Source organism: Anaeromyxobacter dehalogenans 2CP-1 (assembly GCF_000022145.1).
GTDB lineage: Bacteria > Myxococcota > Myxococcia > Myxococcales > Anaeromyxobacteraceae > Anaeromyxobacter > Anaeromyxobacter dehalogenans.
This window is the reverse complement of sequence record NC_011891.1, coordinates 4,966,347-4,990,408: the sequence shown is the minus strand read 5'-3', so window position 1 is coordinate 4,990,408 and position 24,062 is coordinate 4,966,347. Positions and strand designations below refer to the sequence as shown.

The following is a 24,062-nucleotide window of genomic DNA, read 5'->3' as shown; positions in this document are numbered from 1 at the left end:
GGCCATTAGCTTACCTTCCGGATGGACGAGCTCGTGCTCCGACCGCGGCCGCGGAGCCGCTTCCCCGCGGCCAACCTGGCGCTGTTCCTCGCCACCCTGGCCACCACGCTGTGGGCCGGCTTCACCCTCTCGCCGCTCGCGCCGCTTGGCCCGACGCTCGGGCGCGTGCTCGAGGGCGGGCTGCCGTTCGCGGGCGCGCTCGTGGCGATCCTCTTCACCCACGAGATGGGCCACTACGTGCTGGCGCGCCGGCACCGGGTGGACACGACGCTGCCCTACTTCATCCCGGTGCCGTTCGGCGCCGGCACGCTCGGCGCGGTGATCCGCATCCGCTCGGCGCTCCCCTCGCGCCAGGCCACGCTGGAGATCGGCGCGGCCGGCCCCATCGCCGGGTTCCTGGTGGCGGTGCCGCTGCTGGTGTGGGGGCTCGCGCACTCCGAGGTCCACCAGGTGGCCGCCGGCGTGGCGGGCTCGACGGTGGCCTCGCCGCTCGACGCGCTCCGCGCCTGGATGGACGGCCGCGAGCTGTTCGGCCCCGACACCGGCGTGCGCGTCTACGGCGACAGCCTGGTGACCTGGGCCGCGCAGCGGCTGGTGTGGGGGACGCTGCCCGCCGGCCACGAGGTGTTCGTGCACCCGGTGGGCTTCGCCGCCTGGCTCGGCCTGCTCGTCACCAGCCTCAACCTCGTGCCCATGGGCCAGCTCGACGGCGGCCACGTGCTCTACGCGCTGCTCGGCCGGCGCGGCGCGCGCGCGGGCTCCGAGGTGGTGTCGGCGGGGCTGCTCGTCGCGGGCCTGACGCTGTCCTGGAACTGGCTGTTCTGGTGGCTGCTGACCCGGTTCCTCATCGGCGCGCGCCACCCGCCCCCGCTCCGCGACGAGCCGCTGTCGCCCGGACGGCGCGTCCTGGCGGTCGCGACGCTGCTCCTGTTCGTCGTCACCTTCGTCCCGGTCCCCATCTCGCTCTAGCGGCCCGGCCGGCTGCTCCGGCCGGCGGGCCTTTCGGCTAGACTCGCGCCCCCGATGTCCACCCCCGAGACCCCGCGCCCGGACGCACCGGCGGCGCCCGGCCCCGCGCCGGAGCCCGCGCCCGCCGAGGCGCCCGCCGCCGCAGCAGCGCCGGCCGCCGCCCCCGACGAGGCCGAGGCCGAGGCCTGGGCCCGGGTGGTCGCGGCCTGGGACGACGAGGGCGCGCACCGCGCGTACCTGGCGCGCTTCGCCGATCTCGAGGGGCTGGCCGTCGCCGGCGGGCGCTACCGCGCGGTGCTCGCGGAGCGCCCCGGCGACCCCACCGCCGCGCGCCTGCGCGACGAGGTGGTGAAGCGCGCCACCGTCCAGGGCCTCGCGTCGCTGCCGCGCACCGTGCCGCGCCAGGCCGGCAAGCTCCACCGCCGCCTCGTCGTCGCCGCGCTCGTCGCCCTCGGCGCCGCGGCCGCCTGGGCCGCCTTCCGCCTCGCCGTCCTGCTCACCGGGAGCCCGTCCTGATCCCCCTGCCCGCCCACCCCTCGCTGGACGCCATCCTCGGCCCCGGCGGACGCCTGGCCGCGGCGCTCCCCGGCTACGAGCACCGCGAGGACCAGCTCGAGATGGCGCGCGCGGTGGAGCGCGCCATCGAGCGCCGCGGCTACCTCGTGGCCGAGGCCGGCACCGGCACCGGCAAGACGCTCGCGTACCTCGTGCCGGCGGTGCTCTCGGGCCGGCGGGTGATCGTCTCCACAGCGACGAAGACGCTGCAGGAGCAGCTCTGGCAGAAGGACATCCCGCTGCTCCGCGACGCCTGCGGGCTCGAGTTCGGCGCCGCCTACCTGAAGGGCCGGTCCAACTACTTCTGCCTGGCCCGCGGCGAGGAGTTCGCCCGCGCCGCCACGTTCCCGGCGCGCGAGGAGGCGGCGCTCTGGCCGCGCATCGAGGCGTGGGCGCGCCGCACCGAGACCGGCGACCGGAGCGAGATCGACCTGCCCGACCAGTTCCACACCTGGAAGGACCTCTCCGCCACCAGCGAGAACTGCCTGGGCCGCGAGTGCGCCCGCTACGAGGAGTGCTTCGTCACCCGCGCCCGCGCGCTCGCGGCGCAGGCCGACGTCCTGCTCGTCAACCACCACCTGTTCTTCGCCGACCTCGCCATGCGCACCTCGCGCGCCGGGGTGGAGATCCTGCCCGAGCACGACGTCGTGATCTTCGACGAGGCGCACGCGGTGGAGGACGTCGCCACCGAGTACTTCGGGCTGCAGGTCTCGTCCTACCGGGTGGAGGAGCTGTCGCGCGACGCGCTCCGCGCGGTGGCGGACCGGCCCGACCTCGCCTCGATGATGCGCGAGACCACCGGCGAGCTGCGCAAGGCGGGCGAGCGGTTCTTCCAGGCGGTCGCGGACGGGCTGCGCCAGGGCGGGACGCCCGCGCGCGGCCGCGGCTTCGGGCCCCCGCCCCGGCGGCGCCCGGCCCGGCGCGACGAGGAGGAGGGCGTGAAGGCCGCGCTCACCCCGGCGGTGATGGACGCGGCGCAGCGCGACCTCCAGCGCCTCGACGAGTCGCTGGCCGGGCTCCGCGAGCTGCTCGGCGACGCGGTCACGCCGGCGCTCTCGCAGATCGCGCGGCGCGCCGGCGAGCTGCGGGTCGAGGTGGCCGCGGTCACCGCCATGAAGGAGCCGTCGCGCGTGTACTTCGGCGAGGTGCGCGGGCGCGGCGTGTTCCTGCGGGCGGCGCCCATCGACGTCGCCGAGGAGCTGCGCGAGCGGCTGTACCAGCGCACCGACACCGCCGTGTTCACGAGCGCGACCCTCGCCGCGCAGGGCCGCTTCGACTTCTTCCGCCGGCAGGTCGGCCTGCTCCCGGAGCTGGAGGTCGAGGAGCGCCGCTTCGAGGGGCCGTTCGACTACGCCCGGCAGGCGGCGCTGGTCTCGCCGGAGGGGCTGCCCGAGCCGAACGACCCCGGGTTCGTGCGCGCCGCGGCGGAGTCGATCCGCGCGCTCACCGCCGTCACCGGCGGCCGCGCCTTCGTGCTCTGCACCTCGAACCGGAACATGAACGCGTTCCACGAGGCCTGCCGCGACCTGCCGTACCAGGTGCTGCGGCAGGGCGACCGGCCCAAGTCGCGGCTGCTCGACGAGTTCCGCTCCGAGCCGAGCGTGCTGTTCGCGACCGCCAGCTTCTGGGAGGGCGTGGACGTGCCGGGCGAGGCGCTCTCGCTCGTCATCATCGACCGGCTCCCGTTCGCGCCCCCGGGCGATCCGGTCATGTCGGCGCGGCTCCGCGCGCTCGAGGAGGAGGGGCGCGACGGCTTCTCCGAGCTGCAGGTCCCGGCCGCCGCGCTGGCGCTGCGCCAGGGCTTCGGGCGGCTGGTGCGGACGCGCGAGGACCGGGGCCTGGTGGCGGTGCTCGATCGGCGGCTGGTCACGAAGGGCTACGGCCGCGCCTTCCTCGCCACCCTGCCGCGCTGCCCGCTGCTGCGGACGGTGGAGGACGCCCGGCGCTGGTGGCTGGGCGGGTAGCGGGAGACGGTTCCCCCGGGCGAGGGGACAGGGTCCCGCCGGCCCGGGGCTCCCGAAGCGGGCGAGCGGGCGGCGGAAAGGTTCGGCCGGGGCGCCGTTGGGCTAGGATGGCCGCCGCGGCCGCCGTCGGTGCGGCGCGCCCCCACGCGCATGGTCCAGTTCAACCAAGACAGCCGGGAGATCGCGGTCAAGGTCGTCTATTACGGCCCCGCGCTCTCCGGGAAGACGACCAACCTCCAGTCGCTCTTCCAGAAGATCGACCCCAAGGTCCGCGGGCGTCTGATGACGCTCGACACCAAGGACGATCGCACGCTGTTCTTCGACATGATGCCGGTGTTCTTCCGCACCCGGGCCGGCGTGAAGGTGAAGCTGAAGCTGTACACGGTGCCGGGGCAGGTGATGCACGAGTCCACCCGGCGCATCGTGCTCCAGGGCACCGACGCGGTGGCGTTCGTGGCCGACTCGCGCCGCAGCGAGGCCGGCTCGACGCTCGCGTACTGGAACAACATGCTCGCGAACCTGGAGGCGAACGGGCTCGACTACCGGACCCTGCCCATCGTCGTCCAGCTCAACAAGCGCGACCTGCCCGACGCGCGCGCCGACCACGAGCTCGACGACCTGCGCAGGGTGATCCAGCCGCCGTTCGTGCCGGCGACGGCCATCCGCGGCGACGGGGTGGTGGAGACGCTCTACCTCGTGCTGCAGCGCTGCTACCGCAGCCTGGACCGGGCCTTCGGCCTGGAGGCGGTCTGGCAGATCCCGGAGAAGGAGTTCCTGGGCCAGATCTTCTCGCACGTGGACCTGCGCGGCGCGCGGCTGCCGCCCGAGGCGACGGTGCCATGATCGGCGCGTCGTTCCTCAACCAGCGGATCCCGCTGTCCGACCTGCTCGACCTCCGCGCCTTCGCGGAGGTCTGCCACTCCTTCTCCGACCTGTACCGGATCGGCCTGAAGGTGTTCGACGAGGCCGGCAACAAGCTGGTGGACGTGAAGGTCGGCAACGCCGACTTCTGCGGCTACATCTGGTCGAAGCCGGCCGGCCGCGAGCAGTGCATCGAGACGGTGGGGCGGGTGAAGGCGGAGGCCGTGCCGGAGGAGCCGGCCCCGGTCACCTTCGCGTGCTTCTCCGGCTGCCGCTACCTCGTCCACCCGATCATGTACGAGGGCGACCTCATCGGCCGGGTGGTGTTCGGCCCGTTCGTGCCCGACGACCTGGCCGCGCTGCCGGCGGCGCTGACCGGCATCGCCGAGGACTTCGACGTCGCGCAGGCCACCGGCTACCTCGCCAAGATCCGCCGCGTGTCGGTGCCCACCGCCGAGAAGATCCTGAAGCACTTCATGGACCTCCTCGACGTGATGGTGTTCACCGGCCACAAGAACCTCATCGCGGCGAAGCTGCACATCGAGGCGGTCACCGACAGCTACCGCGAGCTGCAGGACAAGAACCAGAAGCTCGAGGACAGCTACGCGAAGCTGAAGGAGCTCGACCGGCTGAAGTCGAACTTCCTCGCCACCATGAGCCACGAGCTGCGGACGCCGCTCACCAGCGTCATCGGGTACTCCGAGATGATGCTGGAGGGCCTCGGCGGCCCGCTCACCGCCGAGCAGCGCGAGTACCTCGGCATCATCATGGAGAAGGGCGAGAACCTGCTCCAGCTCATCACCTCGATCCTCGACATCTCCAAGATCGAGGCGGGCCGGGTGCGGCTCGTGCTCTCCGAGGTGGACGCGGTCCAGCTCATGCGCGACGCGGTGGCGACGCTGCTCCCCATCGCGCGCAAGAAGGGGCTGAAGGTGTCCTGCGACACGACGCCGCTGCCGCGGATCCACGCCGACCGCGACAAGCTCCGCCAGTGCCTGGTGAACCTCTGCTCGAACGCGGTGAAGTTCACGCCGCCCGGCGGCAGCATCACCGTGAGCGCCGAGGTCCTCCCGGCCGAGCGGCTCGCCATCCACGTGGTGGACAGCGGCATCGGCATCCCCGAGGAGCACCTCGGCAAGGTGTTCGACGTCTTCTACCAGGTGGACGGCTCCTCGACGCGCGAGTACGGCGGCGCGGGCCTGGGGCTCGCCATCGTGAAGAGCTTCGTGGAGGCGCACGGCGGCGAGATCCGCGTCCGCTCCGCGGCCGGCACCGGCTCGGTGTTCACCGTGCTGCTGCCCATCCGCGCGGCGCCGGCGCCGGCGCTCACGCCGGTGGGGCCGTCCCCGGCGGTGGGGCGCTAGCGCGCCGTGCCGCGCCGCGCCGCCGCGCCGCGCCCGCCCCCGGGCGAGTTCGAGCTCATCGAGCGCTTCACCCGCGCGCTGCCGCTCGCCGGCGCGGGCGTGCGCCTCGGCCCCGGCGACGACACGGCGCTGCTCGCGCCGCCGCCCGGCGAGGACCTCGCCGCCACCGTGGACGCGGTGGTGGAGGGCGTCCACTTCGACGCGCGCTTCACCGCGGAGGACGTGGGCTGGAAGGCGCTCGCGGTGAACCTCTCCGACCTCGCCTCGATGGGCGCGCGCCCGCTCTGGGCGCTCGTCGCCCTGGCGTTCCCGCGCGGCACGCCGCCCGAGCGGCTCGAGGGCGTGGCGCGCGGCCTGGGTGCCTGCGCCCGCGCGCACCGGATCGCGGTGGTGGGCGGGAACGTCTCGCGCGCCTCCGAGCTGTCGGTGACCGTGACCGCGGTCGGCGCGGTCCGGCGCGGCCGGGCGCTGCTGCGCTCCGGCGCCCGGCCCGGCGACCTCCTCGTCGCCTCCGGCACGTTCGGCGACGCCGCGCTGGGCCTCGCGCCCGGCGCGCCCGCCGCGCTGGTCCGGCGGCAGCGCCGGCCCGCGCCGCGCCTCGCGCTGGGGCGGGCGCTCGCCGGGGTGGCGCGGGCCGCCATCGACGTCTCCGACGGCCTGGTCCAGGACCTCGGCCACCTCTGCGACGAGTCCGGCGTGGCGGCGGTGCTCGACGCGGCGGCGGTCCCGACCTCGGCGGCCTACCGGCGCGTCGCTCGCTCGCTCCCCGATCCGCTCGGGCCGGCGCTCGGGGGCGGCGAGGACTACGAGCTGGTGGCCGCGCTGCCGCCCGCCCGCCTGGCGAGGGCGCTCCGCGCCGCCGCGCGGGCGCGGGTTCCGCTGGCGGTGATCGGGCGGGTCGAGCGAGGGTCGGGCGTGCGCATCCTCGGCGCCGACGGCGCCGAGCGCCCGGCGCCTTCCGGCCACGACCACCTCCGCGCACCGCGCCCTCTTTGACATCACCTCCCGCGGGTCTAGGATCGGCCCGCCGGTCACCGCCCCGCGGGGCGACCCCTTCCCCGAGCGGCGAGACGAGAGAGGCATCGTGGCCCGAGCGAGAGACGAGCGACTCCAGTCCACCCGCCCGAGCGCCCGCTGGCAGGACGCGCCGCACTTGGTGGCGGTGCGCGGCCGGGCCGCCGAGCCGCCGCTGCGCCCCGCGCCGGCCGCCGCCGGCCTGACCGTCTCGCTCCAGACGAAGATCCTCGTCTCCTACTTCATCGTGGGCGGCGTGCTGCTGTTCGCGGTGCCGCTCGTGCAGGCCTGGGTGGCGAGCCGCGCCGCGGGCGTCGTCATCATCCTCGTGCTGACGCTCGCGCTCGGGCAGGGGCTCACGCTCGCCATCGCGCGCGTCGCGCGCGTCGGCCGGCTGAAGGCGAGCGCGGTGGAGATCAGCCGCGGCGACCTCTCGCGCGCGGTGGTCTCGGAGGAGCAGAAGGCGTTCCACGACGAGATCGACGACCTCACCGAGGCCATCCGCACCATGCAGGAGAACCTGCGGGACCTCGTCTCGCGGATCCAGCGGACCGCGCAGTCGGTCTCGGACAGCGCCAACGACCTGCAGACGAGCGCCGAGGACGTGAACGCCTCCACCGACGAGGTGGCCTCGTCGATGGAGAAGATCGCGGTGGGCGCCGGGCAGCAGTCCGACCTGGTGGAGCGGACCTCGAAGGTGATCGGCGAGATCGCCGCCTCCATCGAGCGCACCGCCCGCAGCGCCGAGGAGGCGGCCCGCGCCTCGGTGGAGACGAGCACCTCGGCCGCGTCCGGCGGCGAGGCGGCCCGGCTCGCCGGCGAGAAGGTGAAGAAGGTGTTCGCCCGCATCGAGGCCGCCAGCGAGCAGGTGTTCGCGTTCGGCGAGCGCACCAAGGAGATCTCCAAGATCGCGGAGGCCATCACCCAGGTGGCCAACCAGACCAACCTGCTCGCGCTGAACGCGACCATCGAGGCGGCGCGCGCCGGCGAGTACGGGCGCGGGTTCGCGGTGGTGGCCGAGGAGGTGCGCAAGCTCGCCGAGGCGGCCGGCCGCTCGGCCGAGCAGATCTCGTCGCTCGCGACCGACATCTCCGGCCGCGCCGCGAAGGTGGTCGAGACCATGAAGGAGTCGGTCGCCGAGCTGGGCGACGGGCGCGAGGACCTGAACGCGATCATCCGCACGCTCTCGGACATCGCCACCATCGCGGCGAGCGGCGCCGAGAAGGTCCGGGTCATCTCGCAGGACGCGCGCGAGCAGCTGAACGGCTCGGCCGACATGGTCCAGGCCATGGACCACATCTCCGACGTGGCCTCGTCGAACGCGAGCGCCACCGAGCAGGTCCGCAAGGTCACCGCCGAGCAGATCGCGGCCGTGTCGCAGATGGCGAGCGCCGCGCAGGAGCTCACCAACCTCTCGGTCGAGCTGCAGACGGTGGTCTCGCGGTTCCGGCTGGGCTGAGGTCGCCAGGCGTGCGCCACGTCGTCTTCCGCGTCGCCGGCGAGCGCTACGCCCTGCCGCTCGCGGCGGTGCGCGAGGTGGTGCTGCCGCAGCCCCCCTTCGCGCGGGTGCCGCGCGCCTCCGAGGCGGTGCGCGGCGTCATGAACCTGCGCGGCCGGGTGGTGGCGGTGGTGGACCTCGCCGCGCTGGTGGGGCTGCCGGCCCAGCCGCTCCGCGACGGGGCCGGGATGGTGCTCATCCTGGACCACGGAAAGCGCACGCTGGGCCTGCTCATCGGCGGGGTGCTCGGGGTCGAGCCGCTCGCGCCGCCGGAGGCGGGCGGCGGGCTGGTGCGCGGGCTCGCCGAGGCGCGCACCGGGGCGGTGACGGTGCTCGGCGCCGAGGCGCTGGCCGAGCAGGCCTCCGCGCTGTTCGGCGGGAGGTGACGTGCGGCGAGGTGTGCAGGCGGGCGGCGCCTTGTCCGGCGCGCAAGACCGATGGTAACGTCCCCGGATTCCCGGGAGGGCCCTGAGTCCATGGCGAAGCGAGTCCTGATCGTCGACGACGCGATCTTCATGCGGAACATGATCAAGGACATCTTCTCCGGGTCCGGGTTCGAGGTCGTGGGCGAGGCCGCGAACGGCCTCGAGGCGGTGGAGAAGTACAAGGAGCTGAAGCCCGACCTCACCACCATGGACATCGTGATGCCGTTCAAGAGCGGCATCGAGGCCACCCGCGAGATCATCAAGCACGACGCGCGGGCGGTGATCGTGATGTGCAGCGCGCTGGGCCAGGAGTCGCTGGTGATGGAGGCGATCGAGGCCGGCGCGAGCGACTTCATCGTGAAGCCGTTCAAGGCCGAGGACGTGCTGTCGGTCGTCAAGAAGGTGATGGGCGACGCCTGATCGCGGGCCCGGGGGCGGGCACGCCGTGGACCTCCAGAAGTACCTCTCCCTCTACGTGGCCGAGTCGGGCGAGCACCTCGCCGGCTACGGGCGCGACCTGGTCGAGATCGAGCGGGCGGTGCGCGAGGGGCGCGCCGTCAAGGCCACCATCGACAACCTGTTCCGGCACGCACACAGCGTGAAGGGCATGAGCGCCGCCATGGCGTTCGACGGAATCGCCACGCTCGCCCACAAGGCCGAGGACCTGGTGGACGTGTTCCGCGGCGAGCCGGGCCGGCTCGACGCCGGCGCGGTGGACGTGCTGCTCGCCGCCGGCGACGCGCTCGCCGCCATGGTGCAGGCGGCCGGGCGCGGCGAGAAGCCGGAGCCCGACGCGGCCCTGGTGGCGCGGGTGGCGGAGGCGGCGCGCCGGTGCCGCGCGGGCGAGCCCGCCGCGCCGGCCGGGGCGCCGCAGGGCGATCCCTTCGCCGAGCCGCCCGCCGCGGCGCCCCCGGCCCCGGCCCCGGCCCCGCGGCCCGCACCCGCACCCGCGGCGCCGCAGCCGGCGGTGGATCCCGCCGCGGGCCCCGCGCCCACCGGGCCGGCGGCGCCACGCGCGCACCGGCGGGTGCAGGTGGAGGTGGACATCGCACCCGGCTGCCCGGTGCCGGCGGTGCGCGCGTTCCTGGTGGTGAAGAAGCTCGCCGCGCTCGGCGCGGTGGCCCGCTCGGCCCCCACCGTCGAGGACCTGAAGGCGGGCCGCATCCCCGGGAAGCGGCTCGAGGTGGAGCTGCACACGCCGGAGCCGGTCGCCGCGCTGGAGCGGGCGCTCGCGCAGATCTCCGACCTCGCCGCGGTGGCGGTCCGCGAGGCGGCCGCCGCGCCGGCCGCGCCCGCGGCCCCGGCCGCCCCGCCGCCGGCGCCTGCCCGCGACGCGCCGAGCGAGCCGGCCCGCACCGTGCGGGTGAAGACCGAGATCCTGGACGGCTTCCTCGACGCGGTGGGCGAGCTCATCCTCGCCACCGCCCGCATCCGCGAGGTGGGCCGCGGGCTGCCGCGCGACGCGCGCGCGCCGCTCGACGAGGGCGTGGACCGGCTGCACGCCATCGTGAAGGACCTGCACGACAAGGTGATGACGGTGCGGATGACCCCGCTCGCGCTCGTCACCGAGCGGCTCCCGCGCGTCGCCCGCGACCTCGCCCGCGCGGTGAACAAGCAGGTGGAGCTCGACGTGCGGGGCGCGGAGATCGAGATCGACCGCGCCATCCTGGAGGAGCTGTCGGATCCGCTCCAGCACGTGCTCCGCAACGCGGTGGACCACGGCATCGAGCCGTCCCACCTGCGCCTGCTCGCCGGCAAGCCCGCCACCGGCCGGCTCACGCTCACCGCCCGCCGCGAGCGCGACCGCGTGATCCTGGAGCTCGCCGACGACGGGCGCGGGCTCGACCCGGAGCGGCTGCGCCAGGCCGCGGTGGCGCGCGGGGTGCTCGCGCCGGAGCAGGCCGCGGCGCTCTCCGACCGCGAGGCGCTCATGCTCTGCTGCCTGCCGGGCGTGTCCACCGCCGAGCGGGTCACCGAGCTCTCCGGCCGCGGCGTGGGCATGGACGCGGTGAAGCGGACCGTCGAGGCGCTCGGGGGCACGCTCGAGGTGGAGAGCGCGCCGGGCCTGGGCGCGCGCGTCACCTTCCGCCTGCCGCTCACCGTGGCGGTGCAGCCGGTGCTCCTCGTCCGCGTGGGCGAGGAGGTGCTGGGGCTCCCCATCGCCAAGGTGCACGGCGCCGCGCAGGTGGAGCTGTCGCGGCTCGATCGCAGCCGCGGCGAGCCGGTGCTGCCGTACGACGGCGAGCTCGTCCCGGTCCGCGATCTCTCCCGGCTGCTCGGCTTCCCGGCGGCCCCCGGCGACGTGCGCGCGGTGGTGGTGGCCGAGGGAGGCGAGCCGGGCCGGGTGGGCCTCGCGGTGGACGCGCTCCTCGGCCAGCACGAGGCGGTGCTGAAGCCGCTCGGCAGCCCGCTCGAGGCGGTGCCCGGCCTGTCCGCGGTGACCGTGCTCGGCACCGGGCGGCCGGTCTTCATCCTCGACGTCCAGAGGTTGATCGCGTGAGCGGCCCCGGCTTCGGCCCGCGCGAGCTGGACGCGCTCCAGGAGCTCGCCAGCATCGGCTGCGGCCAGGCCATCACCGCGCTCGGCCGCCTCGCCCGGCGCCCCATCCACATGGACGTGCCCGAGGCCTGGGTGGGCGCCGAGACCGGCGCCATCGCCGCGTTCCTGGGCGGCCTGGGGCAGGACCTCGTCGCGGTGGGCGTGAAGCTGGAGGGGCCGCTCACCGGCGACCTCCTGCTGGCGCTCCCCGAGCGCGACGCCGAGGCGCTCGCGGCGGTGCTCGGGTTCCCGCCCGGCGGCGCCTGGTCGGGCATGGCGGAGAGCGCGCTCCTCGAGTCCGGCAACATCGTGGGGAGCGCGTTCGTGTCGGCGGTGGCCGCGCTGGTGGGGGAGAAGCTCCTGCTCTCGGTGCCGGCGCTCGCGCGCGGCAGCGGCCGCGAGTGCGTGGAGCGGCTCGTCACGCACGCCGGCTCCATCGCGCTCGCCACCCGGTTCGTCCTCTCCACCGGCGCGGACGGGCCGTCGGTCGCGGGCGAGCCCGCCCTGGAGGGGCTCATCCTGGTGATGCCCGAGCCGGCGCGCGTCGCGAAGCTCCTCTCGCATCTCGATCTGCGATAGACAGCGCGCATGGACGAGAAGACCCTGCGCGCGCTCCTCGCCCGCGTGAAGCGCGGCCAGGCCTCGCTCGACGAGGCGGTGGCCGCCCTGAAGGGCGCGCCGTTCGAGCGCCTGGGCGACCTCGCCACGCTCGACACGCACCGGACCCTGCGGGTGGGGATGCCGGAGGTGGTGCTGGCCGAGTCGAAGACCGCGGCGCAGGTGGCGGCCATCGCGCGCACGCTCGCCGCGCGCGGCCCGCTCCTCGTCACCCGCCTCTCCCCGGCGAAGGCCGGCCCGGCGCGGCGCGCGGTGAAGGGCAGCGTCTACGACCCGGTCTCGCGCACGCTGCGCAAGGGGAGGATGGACCTGCCGGCGCGCGGGCCGGTGGCGGTGTGCTGCGCCGGCACCTCGGACATCCCGGTGTGCGAGGAGGCGGCGGTGACGCTGGAGGTGATGGGCGTCGAGCCCATCCGCGTCTACGACGTGGGCGTCGCCGGCATCCACCGGCTGCTGGCGCGGCGCGACGACCTCGAGCGCGCGCGCGCGGTGATCGTCGCGGCCGGCATGGAGGGCGCGCTCCCCTCGGTGGTGGGCGGCCTGGTGGGCCGGCCGGTGATCGGCGTGCCGACCTCGGTCGGCTACGGCGCCTCGCTGGGCGGGCTCGCGCCGCTGTTCACCATGCTGAACTCCTGCGCGCCGAACGTCACCGTGGTGAACGTGGACAACGGCTTCGGCGCGGCGTTCGTGGCGGGCCTCGTCGCCCGCGGGTGAAGCGAGGCTCCGCATGGCGCTCCTCCTCCTCGAGCCGGTGGGCGGCATCGCCGGCGACATGTTCCTGGCCGCCGCGATCGACCTCGGGGTGGACGCGGCCGCGCTCGCCCGCGCGCTCGAGTCGCTCGGCGTCCCGGGCTGGCGCCTCGTGGTGACGAGGAAGGCCGAGCACGGCATCCAGGGCACGCACGTGGACGTGGTGGTGGAGGGCGAGCAGCCCGCCTCCCGCGGCCTCGCGGAGATCCTGGGGCTGGTGGCGGCGAGCGGGCTCCCGCCGCGGGCGCGCGAGGCGGCGCGCGCGCTGTTCGAGCGCATCGGCGAGGCCGAGGCGCGCGTGCACGGCGTCCCGATCTCGGAGGTGCACTTCCACGAGGTCGGCGCGGTGGACTCGATCGTGGACGTGTGCGGCGCGGCGGTGGCGCTCGACCTGCTCGGCTGGCCGGCGGTGCGCTCGGCGCCGCCGGAGCTGGGGCGCGGCCTCGTCCGCACCGCGCACGGGACCATGCCGGTGCCGCCGCCCGCGGTGCTGGAGCTCCTGAAGGGGAAGCCGGTGCGCCCGGGCGGCCCGCCCGGCGAGGCGGTCACGCCCACCGGCGCGGCGCTGCTCGCGGTGCTCGCCGAGGTGGGCCCGCTCCCCGCCCACGTGCCGGTGCGGGTGGGCTACGGCGTCGGCACGCGCGCCTGGCCGGATCGCCCGAACGTGCTGCGCGCCACGCTGGCCGAGCCGGCGCCCGGCGCCGGTGCGGGCGGGCCCGGGCCGGACGCGCTCTGGGTGCTGGAGGCGAACCTGGACGACTGCCCGGGGCAGCTCGTGGCGCGCGCCATCGAGGCGGCGCTCGAGGCGGGCGCGCTCGACGCCTGGGCGGCGCCGCTCACCATGAAGAAGGGGCGCCCCGGCGTCCTGCTCGGCGCGCTCTGCGACGAGGCGCGCCGTGCCGCGGTGACCGGCGCGCTCTTCGCCGAGACGACCACGCTCGGCGTGCGCCGGCACCCGGTGGAGCGCGACGCGCTGGAGCGCGCGCTCGAGCCGGTCGAGACCGCCTACGGCAGCGTGCGGGTGAAGGTGGCGCGGCTCGGCGGCCGGGAGCTCGGCGCGCACCCGGAGTACGAGGACTGCGCCGCGTGCGCCCGCGCCGCGGGCGTGGCCGTGCGCGAGGTGATGGCGGCCGCGCTGGTGGCGTACCGTTCCCGGCGACGGTAGCGGGCGCGTGCTACAGTCGCGCTACAGTGGCGCGCGGGGGGGGAGCATGGCGGGGACGCGCAGGAGGCCGGGGCGGAAGGCGGCGAAGCGCGCGCGCGCGCCGAGCGCGCGGCCGAGGCCGCGACCGAAGCCGGGCCCGAGGCGCCGGCCGGCCCGGGCCCCGGTGGCGCCCGCTCCGTCCGACGCGGTGCTGCTGACGCTCTCGCGCGAGCTCGCCGAGGCGCGCGCCGAGGACCAGATCAGCGGCGCCCTGGCCCGCGCGCTCGACGCCGTGTTCCCGGGCCGCGCGTTCTCGATCCGGCTGGTGGACCCGCGCACGCTCGCGCTCACCACCTTCTACGCGAGCGGGCGCCTCCGCCCCGACCGCCCCGGCCGGCTGGTGCTCGGGCGCGGCGCGGTGGAGGAGGCCGGGCTCTCGGCGGCCGCCCTCGGCGCCGGCGGCGTCCGGGTGGTCGAGCGGGAGGAGCCGCTGTTCGAGGGCTACGAGGAGGCGACCTCGGTGCCGCTCGCGGTCTCGGGCGCGCTCTACGGCGTGCTCTCGCTCGAGTACGCGCGCGGCGGCCCCGGGGCGCCGGCCGAGGACCGCCCGCTGCTGCGCCGGGTGGCCGGCCACGCCGCGCTGGGCGTGCGCAACGTCCGCTCCATCGACGAGCTCACCTACCTCAAGACCTACCTCGAGGAGCTGATCGAGCACGCGAACGCGCTCATCTGGGCGGTGGACCGCGACCGCTCGGTGATCGTCTGGAACGCCGCCCTGGCGAAGCTCTCCGGGCTCGCCGCCGGCGAGGTGCTGGGGGGCGAGGCGCTCCTGCGCGCGCCCGACGACGAGCGCCCGCGCCTCGCCGCGCTGCTGGCGCGCAGCCTCGGCGGCGAGCGGGTGGACGGGGTCGAGACGCGGCTCATCCGGCGCGACGGCGGCGAGGTGCGGGTGGCGGTGAACACCGCGCCCATCGCCGGCGCGAGCGGCGAGGTCGAGGGCGTCATCCTCATCGGCCAGGACCTCACCCTGCTCCGCTCCATGCAGGCCGCCGCCGAGCACGCCGAGCGCCTGGCCGCCATCGGCCGCCTCGTGGCGGGCGTGGTCCACGAGCTGAACAACCCGCTCACCGCGGTGACCATGTACTCGGACGTGCTGCTCGAGCGCTTCACCGCCCGCGCGCAGGATCCCTCCGACGTCGAGAAGCTCCGCGCCATCAAGGACGCGGGCCAGCGCATCCAGCGCCTCGCCCGCGACCTCATCACCTACGCCCGCCCCACCGGCGCCCGCACCGAGGCGGTGGACCTCGTGCCGGCGGTGGAGGAGGCGGGGCGCATGGCGAAGACCGCGCTCAAGGAATCGGGCGCGGCGCTGGTGCGCGACGGCGGCGAGGGGCCGTACGTGGTGGAGGGCAACCGGCCCAGCCTGGTGCAGGTGGTGCTCGCGCTGGTGACGAACGCCGCCCAGGCGGTGCCGTCCGGCGCCGAGGTGCGGGTGGCGCTCTCGCGCGAGGACGGCGAGGTGGTGCTCACGGTCGCCGACGCGGGCGCGGGCATGCCGCCGGAGGTGGCGGCGCGCGCCTTCGAGCCGTTCTTCACCACCCGCGCCGGCGTGGGCATCGGGCTCGGCCTGCCCATCGTGCAGGGGATCGTGGAGCGCCACGGCGGCAGCGTCAGCCTCTCCACGGCGGCCGGCCGCGGCACCACCGTGACCGTCCGCCTGCCGGCCCGCGCCGCCACCGCCACCGAGCTGCGCCCGGTCGGCCCGGCCGACGCGCGCCAGCGCCCGCCCGGCGACACGCCCACGCACCCGCGCCTGCCGCGGCCGCCGCGCGGGTAGCCGCCCCCCGGCTCCGGGGGGTGCCCGCGGCCCGCCTGCGCTCGGGGCGCGCGAGCGGATCGCGCTACGCGCTCAGCGACAGCACCGCGTAGCCCTTGAAGCTCGGCAGCACGGTCGAGATCGAGTAGCCGGACGGGTTGAGCGGGATGCGCACGTCCGAGCCGTCGGAGGAGACGAAGCGGCCGCGGCGGACGCCGCCGGCCACGTGCTCGCCCAGGAACAGCGTCGCGCCCTGCGCGCGCTCCGCCGCGACGAGGTGCACGTCGAGCGCCTCGCCGGTCCGGCTCAGCACCACCAGCACCGGCGCGCGCCCGGCCACCCGCGCGGCGCGGCGGCCGCGCCCGAGGAGCGACGCGAGCGTCCGCTCCAGCACCGCCGGGTCGGGCGCGCCGCCCGGGCCCTTCTCCGGCGCGAGCGGCGGCAGCTCCACCAGCGTGCCGGAGCCGACGCGCACGCCGCCCGGCTTGCCCGCGGGCAGGAACGCGCCGGTCTGCCGCCCGCCCTCGTCCACCGCGGCGGGCGCGCCGAACGCGAGCACCGTGCCGCCCGCCTCCAGCCGGCGGCGCGCCTGCGAGGCCTCCAGCGCGGAGAGCGCGCCGGCGTCGGCGAGCACCAGCACCGCGCCCGGCGGCGCGTCCTGGACGCGCATCACCACCGGCGCCTGCGCGTGCAGCGCCGCGAGCGCGTCGCCGGCCCGCTCCACCGAGCGCCGGTGCCGGCCGCCCGTCCACAGGTCGGCCTCGGGCGAGTAGAGCACCGCCAGCTCCGCCACCGGGACCGCGAGCGACGGCGGCCGCCCGGCGCGCACCGCGAGCTGGCGCGCCAGCCGGCGGATCGCGGCCACCTCCTTGCCGGCCGCGCCGCCGGGCTCGAGGCCGGAGAGCTCCACGCCGCAGGCCGCGGCCACCGCGGCGAGCCGGACCAGCGCCGCCGGCGCGCCGTCGCCGCGCTGGGTGGCGATCGCCACCGGCCGGCGCCCCGCCGCGGCGCGGAGCAGCCGGACCAGGCCGGCGCCGCTCGCGACCGGCGCCGGGAAGATGGTCGCGTCCACCAGGCGCGCCGCCGCGAGCTGGGCCGGGCCGAGCGCCTCGAACTGGGCCACCACCTCGAAGGCGCGCCCCGCCGCGCGAGCCGCGTCGCGCGCCGAACGGGCGTACCCGCGCAGCGCCAGCGCGAGCGCGCGGTTGCGCACCCTCCAGAAGTCTCGCCCGAAGGGGAGGTGGTCGAAGGTGACCGCGCCCGGCGCCTGGGCCACCGCCTCGCGCGCCAGGGCGAGGTAGTCCACCGGCTGGAAGTGGTCGCCGTACTCGCGCACCAGCTCGCGCCCCACCGCGCGCTGGCAGTCCACGCAGAAGCCGGCGCCGAGCAGCCCGAGCGCGAGCGGCGCGTCGGGCCGATCGAGGCACACGCCGGCGAAGCCCGCGTCCAGCGCGGCGCGGGCGGCCTCGGCCACGCGCGCCTGCTGGCGGTCCGAGGAGAGGCAGGCCCGGAGCGGCCCGGAGAGGCCGGCCGGGTTGCCGTCGGCGGCGCGGCAGGCCTCGCTGGCGGTGGCGGCGCGTCCGGCCGGGATGTCGGCCAGCGCGCGGTTCACGAGCGGCGCCGGGAGCGGCTCGGCGGGCGCTGCGAGCAGGGGCTCGGCGGAGAGCGCCTCCGCGGCGCGCGCGGCCTCCTCCGGGAGCGCGCCCGGCGCGAGGCGATACGGAGCGAAGGCGTCGTCGAGCGGCATGAGGAGGTGCGTCCGGAGGCGTGAGGGTACGACGCGGCTCGCCGGCGGGCAATTGCCCCCGGGCGCGTGCGGTCGCACCATCGAGCGAGGCCGCGCGGTGATCGGCGGAATTGGCGCGCGACATCCGGCGACGAGGGTACGCGTGGGGCGTACCCCGTCGCGTTGACGCCCTCGAAAAACGCGTGGTACGGAGACCACGTCCGGGCAAGCGCATGTTCGTGGGACGTCCGCGCGGCCCACCCTCGGAGGCACAGAGACCGCAATGGGCGAAATGTTCGGAGCGCTCGCGAAGCACTATCACGAGGGCGGGTGGATGATGCACCCGATCCTCGCCTCGCTGATCGTGGTGGTGGGCCTCGTGGTGGACCGCGCGCTCGCGCTCTACTTCCAGGCCTCGGTGGACAAGGAGGGCTTCCTCCGCGGGCTGAAGGAGCACATCTACCGCGGCGACCTCGACCGGGCGATCAGCTTCTGCGCGTCGCAGAAGAAGACCCCGCTCGTCTCGGTGATCAAGGCCGGCCTCATCAACGTCCCGAAGGGCGAGGCCGACGTGCAGGCCGCCATGGACGAGGCGACGCTGCGCGAGTCGCCCAAGATCGAGAAGCGCACCGGCTACCTCGCCATGCTCGGCAACGTGGCCACGCTGCTCGGCCTGCTCGGCACCATCGTCGGCCTCATCGGCGCGTTCGGCGCGGTCGCCAACGCCAGCCCGGCCGACAAGGCCACCATCCTCGCGAACTCCATCTCCGAGGCCATGAACTGCACCGCGTTCGGCCTCCTCACCGCCATCCCGGCGCTGGTGGCCTACTCGGTGCTGCAGGGCAAGTCGCAGCAGATGCTCGACGACATCAACGAGACCTCGGTCTCGGTGCTGAACCTCATCGTCGCGAACCGCGACAAGATGAAGCTGCCGGCGACGGTCCCGTCGGAGGAGTAGCGCATGGGCGGCGGCGCGATCCCGGAGGCGGGCGGCGGCGGCAAGCGCAAGAAGAAGGCGCTCGACGCGGTCATCAACGTCGTCCCCGCCATCGACCTCCTCTCCTGCTGCATCACGTTCCTGCTCTACACCGCGGTGTGGACGCAGATCTCGCGCCTGCAGGTGCAGCAGTTCGGCGCGGGCGCGCCCGAGCCGCCCACCACCGAGCAGCAGAAGGCGCTCATGGTGACGCTGGCGGTGAGCGAGCGCGGCATGAGCCTCACCACCTCGGCCGGCCTCAACGTGGAGATCCCCATGGACCGCGCCGGCGGCGCCGCGCGCCAGGACTACAAGGCGCTCGACGACCGGCTGAAGCAGCTTCGCAGCGAGCACCCGGACGCCGCGGCGGTGACCGTCTCGGCGGAGGACACCGTGAGCTACGGCGACCTCGTGCAGGTCATCGACACGTGCATGGGCCAGGGGCTCGTGTCCGTGTCCGTCACCGGGGTCTGAGAGCCAGGCGCGACCATGCCCATCGTCATCCCCGGGAAGCGGCCCGCGAAGCGGTTCGAGAAGTCGAAGATCCTCGGCGGCAAGTTCGCCCGCGCGCACAAGGCCACCAACGCCGAGCTGAACGTCGTGCCCATGGTGGACATGATGACGATGCTCGTCATCTTCCTCCTGCAGCAGTTCTCGTCCACGGGCGAGGTGCTGTACATGCAGAAGGACATCAAGCTGCCCGACGCGCGCCACGGGCAGATCATCGAGATCGCGCCGGTGGTGGCGATCAGCGCCGAGCAGGTGGTGGTGACCGGCGTGAAGGTGGCCGACGTCCGCGAGCTGGACAGCGAGGGCGGCTACCTCAACATCCCCGCCCTGGAGGAGCGCCTGCGCGACGAGAAGAAGCGCTGGGACTTCATCCACCAGAACGACCCCGAGAAGAAGTGGGAGGGGGCGGTGAACATCCAGGCGGACAAGGGCGTGCCGTTCCGGATCGTGAAGCGCGTCCTGTTCTCCTGCGGCGTGGCCGGCTACTTCAGCGTGAACTTCGCCGCCCTGGACGCCGGCACCGCCGTCGCGGCGACCGCGCCGGGCGGGCCGGGCGAGGGGTAGGCGCGGGGCGGGCGAGCGTGCGCCCCCCGCTGGCGGGGCGCCGCCCGGCCCCCCGGGGCCCGGCCCGGGGGAACGCGTACTTGCCAAGATCCGGGCCGGATCGGTAGTATCCGCCGTCCCGGATTCCCGCCGGCCGCGCAACATCGCGCAACGAGCCGAGTTTTCACGGGTACTCCCAACGTCGGAGCCGTCCCCGCCATGAACCTTTCCAGCATCCTCACCTCCCTCTCGCTCGGAGCGAGCGGCCACGGTGAGGCAAACCTCATCCTGCCGAACCTCAACGGCGCGGAGCGCTTCCTGGGGATGTCCGGCCAGACGCTGCTGCTCGCCGGCATCGTGGTCTGCGTCCTCGGCCTGGCGTTCGGCCTCGTGGTCGCGAAGCAGCTGAAGGCGCTCCCGGTCCACAAGTCGATGCGGGAGATCTCCGAGCTCATCTACGAGACCGCGAAGACCTACCTGGTCACGCAGGGCAAGTTCATCGCGATCCTGTGGGCGTTCATCGCGGTGATCATCATCGCCTACTTCGGCTTCCTCACCACCGGGCCCGACGGCGCCCGCGGGATGGGCGCGGCCCGGGTGGCGCTGATCCTGGTGATGAGCCTCATCGGCATCCTGGGCTCGGCGGGCGTCGCCTGGTTCGGCATCCGCGTGAACACCTACGCGAACAGCCGCTCCGCCTTCGCCGCGCTGGGCGGCAAGCCGTTCCCCACCTACGCCATCCCGCTCAAGGCGGGCATGTCGATCGGCACGATGCTCATCAGCGTCGAGCTGCTCATCATGCTGGCGATCCTGATCTTCATCCCCTCGGACCTCGCCGGCCCGTGCTTCATCGGCTTCGCGATCGGCGAGTCGCTGGGCGCCTCGGCGCTCCGCATCGCCGGCGGCATCTTCACCAAGATCGCCGACATCGGCTCCGACCTGATGAAGATCGTCTTCAAGATCAAGGAGGACGACGCCCGCAACCCCGGCGTGATCGCCGACTGCACCGGCGACAACGCGGGCGACTCGGTGGGCCCGTCGGCCGACGGCTTCGAGACCTACGGCGTCACCGGCGTCGCGCTCATCACCTTCATCCTGCTCGCGGTGACCGACCCGAGCCACCAGGTCCAGCTGCTCATCTGGATCTTCGCGATGCGCATCATGATGATCGTCGCGTCGGTGGTCTCGTACTGGATCAACGAGGCGGTGGCGAAGGCCAAGTACGGCGACGCCGCGCACATGAACTTCGAGGCGCCGCTCACCTCGCTGGTGTGGCTGACCTCGGCCGTCTCGGTGGTGGCCACCTTCGTGGTCTCCCGGCTCCTCATCGCCGAGCTCGGGGACGGCACGCTCTGGTGGAAGCTCTCCGCCATCATCACCTGCGGCACGCTCGCCGGCGCGATCATCCCCGAGGTGATCAAGGTCTTCACCTCCACCAGCTCCGGCCACGTGCGCGAGGTCGTCACCGCGTCGAAGGAGGGCGGCGCCTCGCTGAACGTCCTCTCCGGCCTCACCGCCGGCAACTTCTCCGCGTTCTGGATGGGCCTCGTCATCATCGCGCTGATGGGCGCGGGCTACTACATCTCCACGCTGGGCGGCCTCGACGTCGTCAACGGCGGCATCATGATGGCGCCGGCGGTGTTCGCCTTCGGCCTCATCGCCTTCGGCTTCCTCGGCATGGGCCCGGTCACCATCGCGGTCGACTCCTACGGCCCGGTGACCGACAACGCGCAGTCGGTCTACGAGCTCTCGCTCATCGAGAACGTGCCGAACGTGAAGGCCGAGGTGAAGAAGGACTTCGGCTTCGACCTCGACTTCGAGAAGGCCAAGGGCTACCTCGAGGAGAACGACGGCGCCGGCAACACCTTCAAGGCGACCGCCAAGCCGGTGCTCATCGGCACCGCGGTGGTGGGCGCCACCACCATGATCTTCTCGATCATCGTGGTGCTCACCCAGGGCCTGAAGCCCGAGCTCATCTCCAAGCTCTCCATCCTGAACCCGCTGTTCCTGCTCGGCCTCATCATGGGCGGCGCGGTGATCTACTGGTTCTCGGGCGCGTCCACCCAGGCCGTCTCCACCGGCGCCTACCGCGCGGTCGAGTTCATCAAGCAGAACATCCGCCTCGAGGGCGTCGAGAAGGCGAGCGTCGAGGACTCGAAGAAGGTCGTCGAGATCTGCACGCAGTACGCGCAGAAGGGCATGTTCAACATCTTCCTGGTGGTGTTCTTCGCCACCCTGGCCTTCGCGTTCGCCGACGAGTTCTTCTTCATCGGCTACCTCGTCTCCATCGCGATCTTCGGCCTGTTCCAGGCGATCTTCATGGCGAACGCCGGCGGCGCCTGGGACAACGCCAAGAAGGTGGTCGAGGTGGAGCTGAAGGCCAAGGGCACGCCGCTGCACGACGCGACGGTGGTGGGCGACACCGTCGGCGATCCGTTCAAGGACACCTCCTCGGTGGCCATGAACCCCATCATCAAGTTCACCACGCTGTTCGGCCTGCTGGCCGTCGAGCTCGCCATCCAGATGGAGACCTCGGCGCGCGTGGGCCTGGCGGCGGTGTTCCTGGCGGTCGCGCTCGTGTTCGTCTGGCGGTCCTTCTACCGGATGCGCATCGAGACGGGCGTGAAGTCCACCGAGACGGCCGGCGCGGCCAGCCCGGCGCACTAGCATGTGCGCGGAGCGGATCGCTCCGCCGTCACCGAGGGCGGCGCTCGAGAAGGCGTGCGCCGCCCTCAAGGTGTTTCCCCTCCACGGCGTGGTCGTCCTCCCGGGGACGCCCACGCCGTTTCACATCTTCGAGCCGCGCTACCGCGCGCTCGTGGCGGACGCGCTGCGCGGGGACCGCATCCTGGCGGTCCCGGGGCTCACCACGATGGAGGCGGCGCAGCAGCTCCACCCGCCGCTGTTCCCGGTGGCGGGCGCCTGCGTCATCGAGCAGGAGGACCGCTACGACGACGGGCGCTACGACCTGGTGGTGCGCGGCGTCGCCCGCGTGCGGCTGATCCAGGAGCTCGCGAACGAGAAGCCCTACCGCGAGTTCCGCGCCGAGGTCCTCGACGACGTCTGGCCGGACGAGGGGCCCGAGGCGCTCGAGCCGGACGTCGCCTCGCTCCGGCAGCTCGTGCTCGAGCTGTCGACCCGGCTCCCGCCCGAGTCCGGCGCCCCGGCGCTGGCCGAGGCGGTGGCGCAGATGCGCGACGCCTCCGCCATCGCCGACCTGGTGGCCGCCGCGGCGGTGTCCGAGCCGCACGCCCGCCAGCGCGTGCTGGAGACGCTCGAGGTCGAGCGCCGCCTCGAGCTCGTGGTCGAGGAGGTCGCGGGGGTGGTGCTGCTGCTGTCGAAGGGGCAGCGGCCGGAGAACTGACCCTTCGACTCCGGCCGCTCATCCCGACCCTTCGACTCCGGCGAGCCTCCGGCTCGCCTACGCTCAGGGTGAGCGGATCGCTCATCCCGAGCGAGGCACGGCCGGAGTCGAGGGACCTACGACTCCGCCGCCCGCCCCACGCCGTAGTAGGTGAACCCGGCCGCGCGGACCTTGGCGGCGTCCCACACGTTCCGGCCGTCGAACAGCACCGGCTGCGCCATGAGCTGCTTCAGGCGCGCCAGGTCGGGCTGGCGGAACTCGTTCCACTCGGTCACGAGCAGGAGCGCGTCGGCGCCCTCGGCGGCGGCGTACGGCTCGTCCACCAGCGTCACGCCGCGGCCGCGGAAGATGCCGTCCGCCACCTGGGCGGCCACCGGATCGTGGGCGCGGACCCGGGCGCCGGCCGCGAGCAGGCCCTCGATCACGGTGATGGCCGGCGCCTCGCGCATGTCGTCGGTGCGCGGCTTGAACGCGAGCCCCCACACGCCGAAGGTGCGCCCGGCCAGCGTGCCGAAGTGCTTGTGCGCCTTCTCCACCAGCCAGCGCTTCTGCCGCTCGTTCACGCGCTCCACCGCGCGGAGCAGGTCGAAGTCGAGGCCCAGGTGGCGCGCCATGCTCATCACCGCGCGCACGTCCTTCGGGAAGCAGGAGCCGCCGAAGCCCACCCCGGGGAACAGGAACGGGTGGCCGATGCGCCGGTCGGAGCCGATGCCGCGGCGGACCTGGTCCACGTCCGCGCCCAGCTTCTCGCACAGCGTGGCGATCTCGTTCATGAACGAGATGCGCGTCGCCAGCATCGCGTTCGCCGCGTACTTGGTCAGCTCGGCCGAGCGCAGGTCCATGAACAGCACCGGCTGCTCGGCGCGGACGAACGGCGCGTACAGCTCGGCCATCACCGCGCGGGCGCGCTCGGAGGCGACGCCCACCACCACCCGGTCCGGCCGCATGAAGTCGTCGATGGCGGCCCCTTCCTTCAGGAACTCGGGGTTGGAGACCACGTCGAACGGCTGCGTGGTCACCTCGCGGAGCGCCTCGGCCACCTTGTCGGCGCTGCCCACCGGCACCGTGCTCTTGTCCACCACCACCGTGTAGCGGGTGAGGTGCCGGCCGATCTCGCGGGCGGCGGCGAGCACGTACGACAGGTCGGCGTCGCCGTTCTCGCCGGGCGGGGTGCCCACCGCGATGAACGCCACGTCGGCGTCCTTCATGGCCTCCGGGTAGGAGGTGGTGAAGGACAGGCGCCGCTCCTTCACGTTGCGGCGCACCAGCTCCTCGAGGCCGGGCTCGTAGATGGGGATCCCGCCGCCGCGGAGCGTCTCGATCTTGGCGGCGTCGAGGTCGAGGCAGGTGACCCGGTGGCCCGACTCCGCGAAGCAGGTGCCGGTGACGAGGCCCACGTAGCCGGTGCCGACGACGGTGATGTTCAT

21 protein-coding genes are annotated in these 24,062 nt (G+C 74.5%); 19 read left to right on the top strand and 2 right to left on the bottom strand.

What is annotated here, in order from left to right; all coding sequences use genetic code 11:
- The first annotated feature begins 21 nt into the window (after positions 1 to 21).
- The 14 genes from A2CP1_RS22515 (at position 22) to A2CP1_RS22450 (ending at position 15,537) form a co-directional block, all read left to right on the top strand.
- Complete coding sequence (locus A2CP1_RS22515) at positions 22 to 969, top strand: site-2 protease family protein (RefSeq protein WP_015935476.1); 948 nt, start codon at positions 22 to 24, stop codon at positions 967 to 969.
- Positions 970 to 1,023: 54 nt separating this feature from the next.
- On the top strand, positions 1,024 to 1,485 hold the full coding sequence (locus tag A2CP1_RS22510; protein WP_015935475.1) for a hypothetical protein: 462 nt from the start codon (positions 1,024 to 1,026) through the stop codon (positions 1,483 to 1,485).
- On the top strand, positions 1,437 to 3,488 hold the full coding sequence (gene yoaA / locus A2CP1_RS22505; RefSeq protein WP_483458060.1) for a DNA repair helicase YoaA: 2,052 nt from the start codon (positions 1,437 to 1,439) through the stop codon (positions 3,486 to 3,488). Before A2CP1_RS22510 ends, yoaA begins: the two co-directional genes overlap by 49 nt.
- Positions 3,489 to 3,638: 150 nt before the next feature.
- Positions 3,639 to 4,331 (top strand): GTP-binding protein, encoded by a 693-nt coding sequence (locus A2CP1_RS22500; RefSeq protein ID WP_015935473.1) that lies wholly within the window; start codon positions 3,639 to 3,641, stop codon positions 4,329 to 4,331.
- Entirely contained in the window at positions 4,328 to 5,713 is a 1,386-nt protein-coding gene (locus tag A2CP1_RS22495) for a sensor histidine kinase (protein WP_015935472.1), read from the top strand. The genes A2CP1_RS22500 and A2CP1_RS22495 overlap by 4 nt, the downstream gene beginning before the upstream one ends.
- A gap of 6 nt (positions 5,714 to 5,719) precedes the next feature.
- The gene (gene thiL / locus A2CP1_RS22490; RefSeq protein ID WP_015935471.1) at positions 5,720 to 6,709 is read left to right on the top strand and encodes a thiamine-phosphate kinase; all 990 of its coding nucleotides are present in this window, start codon (positions 5,720 to 5,722) and stop codon (positions 6,707 to 6,709) included.
- Between the two features lie 88 nt (positions 6,710 to 6,797).
- Entirely contained in the window at positions 6,798 to 8,186 is a 1,389-nt protein-coding gene (locus A2CP1_RS22485; protein WP_041450579.1) for a methyl-accepting chemotaxis protein, read from the top strand.
- Between the two features lie 11 nt (positions 8,187 to 8,197).
- The gene (locus A2CP1_RS22480; RefSeq protein ID WP_012528402.1) at positions 8,198 to 8,611 is read left to right on the top strand and encodes a chemotaxis protein CheW; all 414 of its coding nucleotides are present in this window, start codon (positions 8,198 to 8,200) and stop codon (positions 8,609 to 8,611) included.
- 90 nt (positions 8,612 to 8,701) lie between these two features.
- Entirely contained in the window at positions 8,702 to 9,070 is a 369-nt protein-coding gene (locus A2CP1_RS22475) for a response regulator (RefSeq protein WP_011423362.1), read from the top strand.
- A gap of 25 nt (positions 9,071 to 9,095) precedes the next feature.
- Positions 9,096 to 11,150 carry a chemotaxis protein CheA gene (locus tag A2CP1_RS22470; protein ID WP_015935469.1) on the top strand — a complete coding sequence of 685 codons (2,055 nt, stop codon included), beginning with the start codon at positions 9,096 to 9,098 and terminating at the stop codon, positions 11,148 to 11,150.
- Positions 11,147 to 11,767, top strand: a complete 621-nt coding sequence (locus A2CP1_RS22465) for a chemotaxis protein CheC (RefSeq protein ID WP_015935468.1) — start codon at positions 11,147 to 11,149, stop codon at positions 11,765 to 11,767. The genes A2CP1_RS22470 and A2CP1_RS22465 overlap by 4 nt, the downstream gene beginning before the upstream one ends.
- 9 nt (positions 11,768 to 11,776) lie before the next feature.
- Complete coding sequence (gene larB / locus A2CP1_RS22460; RefSeq protein ID WP_015935467.1) at positions 11,777 to 12,520, top strand: nickel pincer cofactor biosynthesis protein LarB; 744 nt, start codon at positions 11,777 to 11,779, stop codon at positions 12,518 to 12,520.
- A gap of 13 nt (positions 12,521 to 12,533) precedes the next feature.
- Positions 12,534 to 13,721 (top strand): nickel pincer cofactor biosynthesis protein LarC, encoded by a 1,188-nt coding sequence (larC, locus tag A2CP1_RS22455; RefSeq protein ID WP_015935466.1) that lies wholly within the window; start codon positions 12,534 to 12,536, stop codon positions 13,719 to 13,721.
- Positions 13,722 to 13,884: 163 nt separating this feature from the next.
- Complete coding sequence (locus A2CP1_RS22450) at positions 13,885 to 15,537, top strand: two-component system sensor histidine kinase NtrB (RefSeq protein WP_245529923.1); 1,653 nt, start codon at positions 13,885 to 13,887, stop codon at positions 15,535 to 15,537.
- A 64-nt stretch (positions 15,538 to 15,601) separates the two neighbouring features.
- Here the strand turns inward: A2CP1_RS22450 and A2CP1_RS22445 are convergent, their stop codons facing one another.
- Entirely contained in the window at positions 15,602 to 17,263 is a 1,662-nt protein-coding gene (locus A2CP1_RS22445; protein ID WP_015935464.1) for a type 1 glutamine amidotransferase family protein, read from the bottom strand.
- A gap of 262 nt (positions 17,264 to 17,525) precedes the next feature.
- Between A2CP1_RS22445 and A2CP1_RS22440 the strand changes: the two genes are divergently transcribed.
- The 5 genes from A2CP1_RS22440 to A2CP1_RS22420 all read left to right on the top strand — a co-directional run bounded on the left by A2CP1_RS22440 (position 17,526) and on the right by A2CP1_RS22420 (position 22,635).
- Entirely contained in the window at positions 17,526 to 18,200 is a 675-nt protein-coding gene (locus A2CP1_RS22440; RefSeq protein WP_011423355.1) for a MotA/TolQ/ExbB proton channel family protein, read from the top strand.
- A 3-nt stretch (positions 18,201 to 18,203) separates the two neighbouring features.
- Entirely contained in the window at positions 18,204 to 18,692 is a 489-nt protein-coding gene (locus A2CP1_RS22435) for an ExbD/TolR family protein (protein ID WP_011423354.1), read from the top strand.
- A gap of 15 nt (positions 18,693 to 18,707) precedes the next feature.
- On the top strand, positions 18,708 to 19,292 hold the full coding sequence (locus A2CP1_RS22430) for an ExbD/TolR family protein (RefSeq protein ID WP_015935463.1): 585 nt from the start codon (positions 18,708 to 18,710) through the stop codon (positions 19,290 to 19,292).
- A gap of 198 nt (positions 19,293 to 19,490) precedes the next feature.
- Positions 19,491 to 21,938 carry a sodium-translocating pyrophosphatase gene (locus A2CP1_RS22425; RefSeq protein ID WP_015935462.1) on the top strand — a complete coding sequence of 816 codons (2,448 nt, stop codon included), beginning with the start codon at positions 19,491 to 19,493 and terminating at the stop codon, positions 21,936 to 21,938.
- A 1-nt stretch (position 21,939) separates the two neighbouring features.
- Positions 21,940 to 22,635, top strand: coding sequence for an LON peptidase substrate-binding domain-containing protein (locus A2CP1_RS22420; protein ID WP_015935461.1), 696 nt, complete (start codon positions 21,940 to 21,942; stop codon positions 22,633 to 22,635).
- A 116-nt stretch (positions 22,636 to 22,751) separates the two neighbouring features.
- Here A2CP1_RS22420 and A2CP1_RS22415 read toward each other — a convergent pair whose 3' ends face one another.
- Positions 22,752 to 24,062 (bottom strand): UDP-glucose dehydrogenase family protein, encoded by a 1,311-nt coding sequence (locus tag A2CP1_RS22415; protein ID WP_015935460.1) that lies wholly within the window; start codon positions 24,060 to 24,062, stop codon positions 22,752 to 22,754.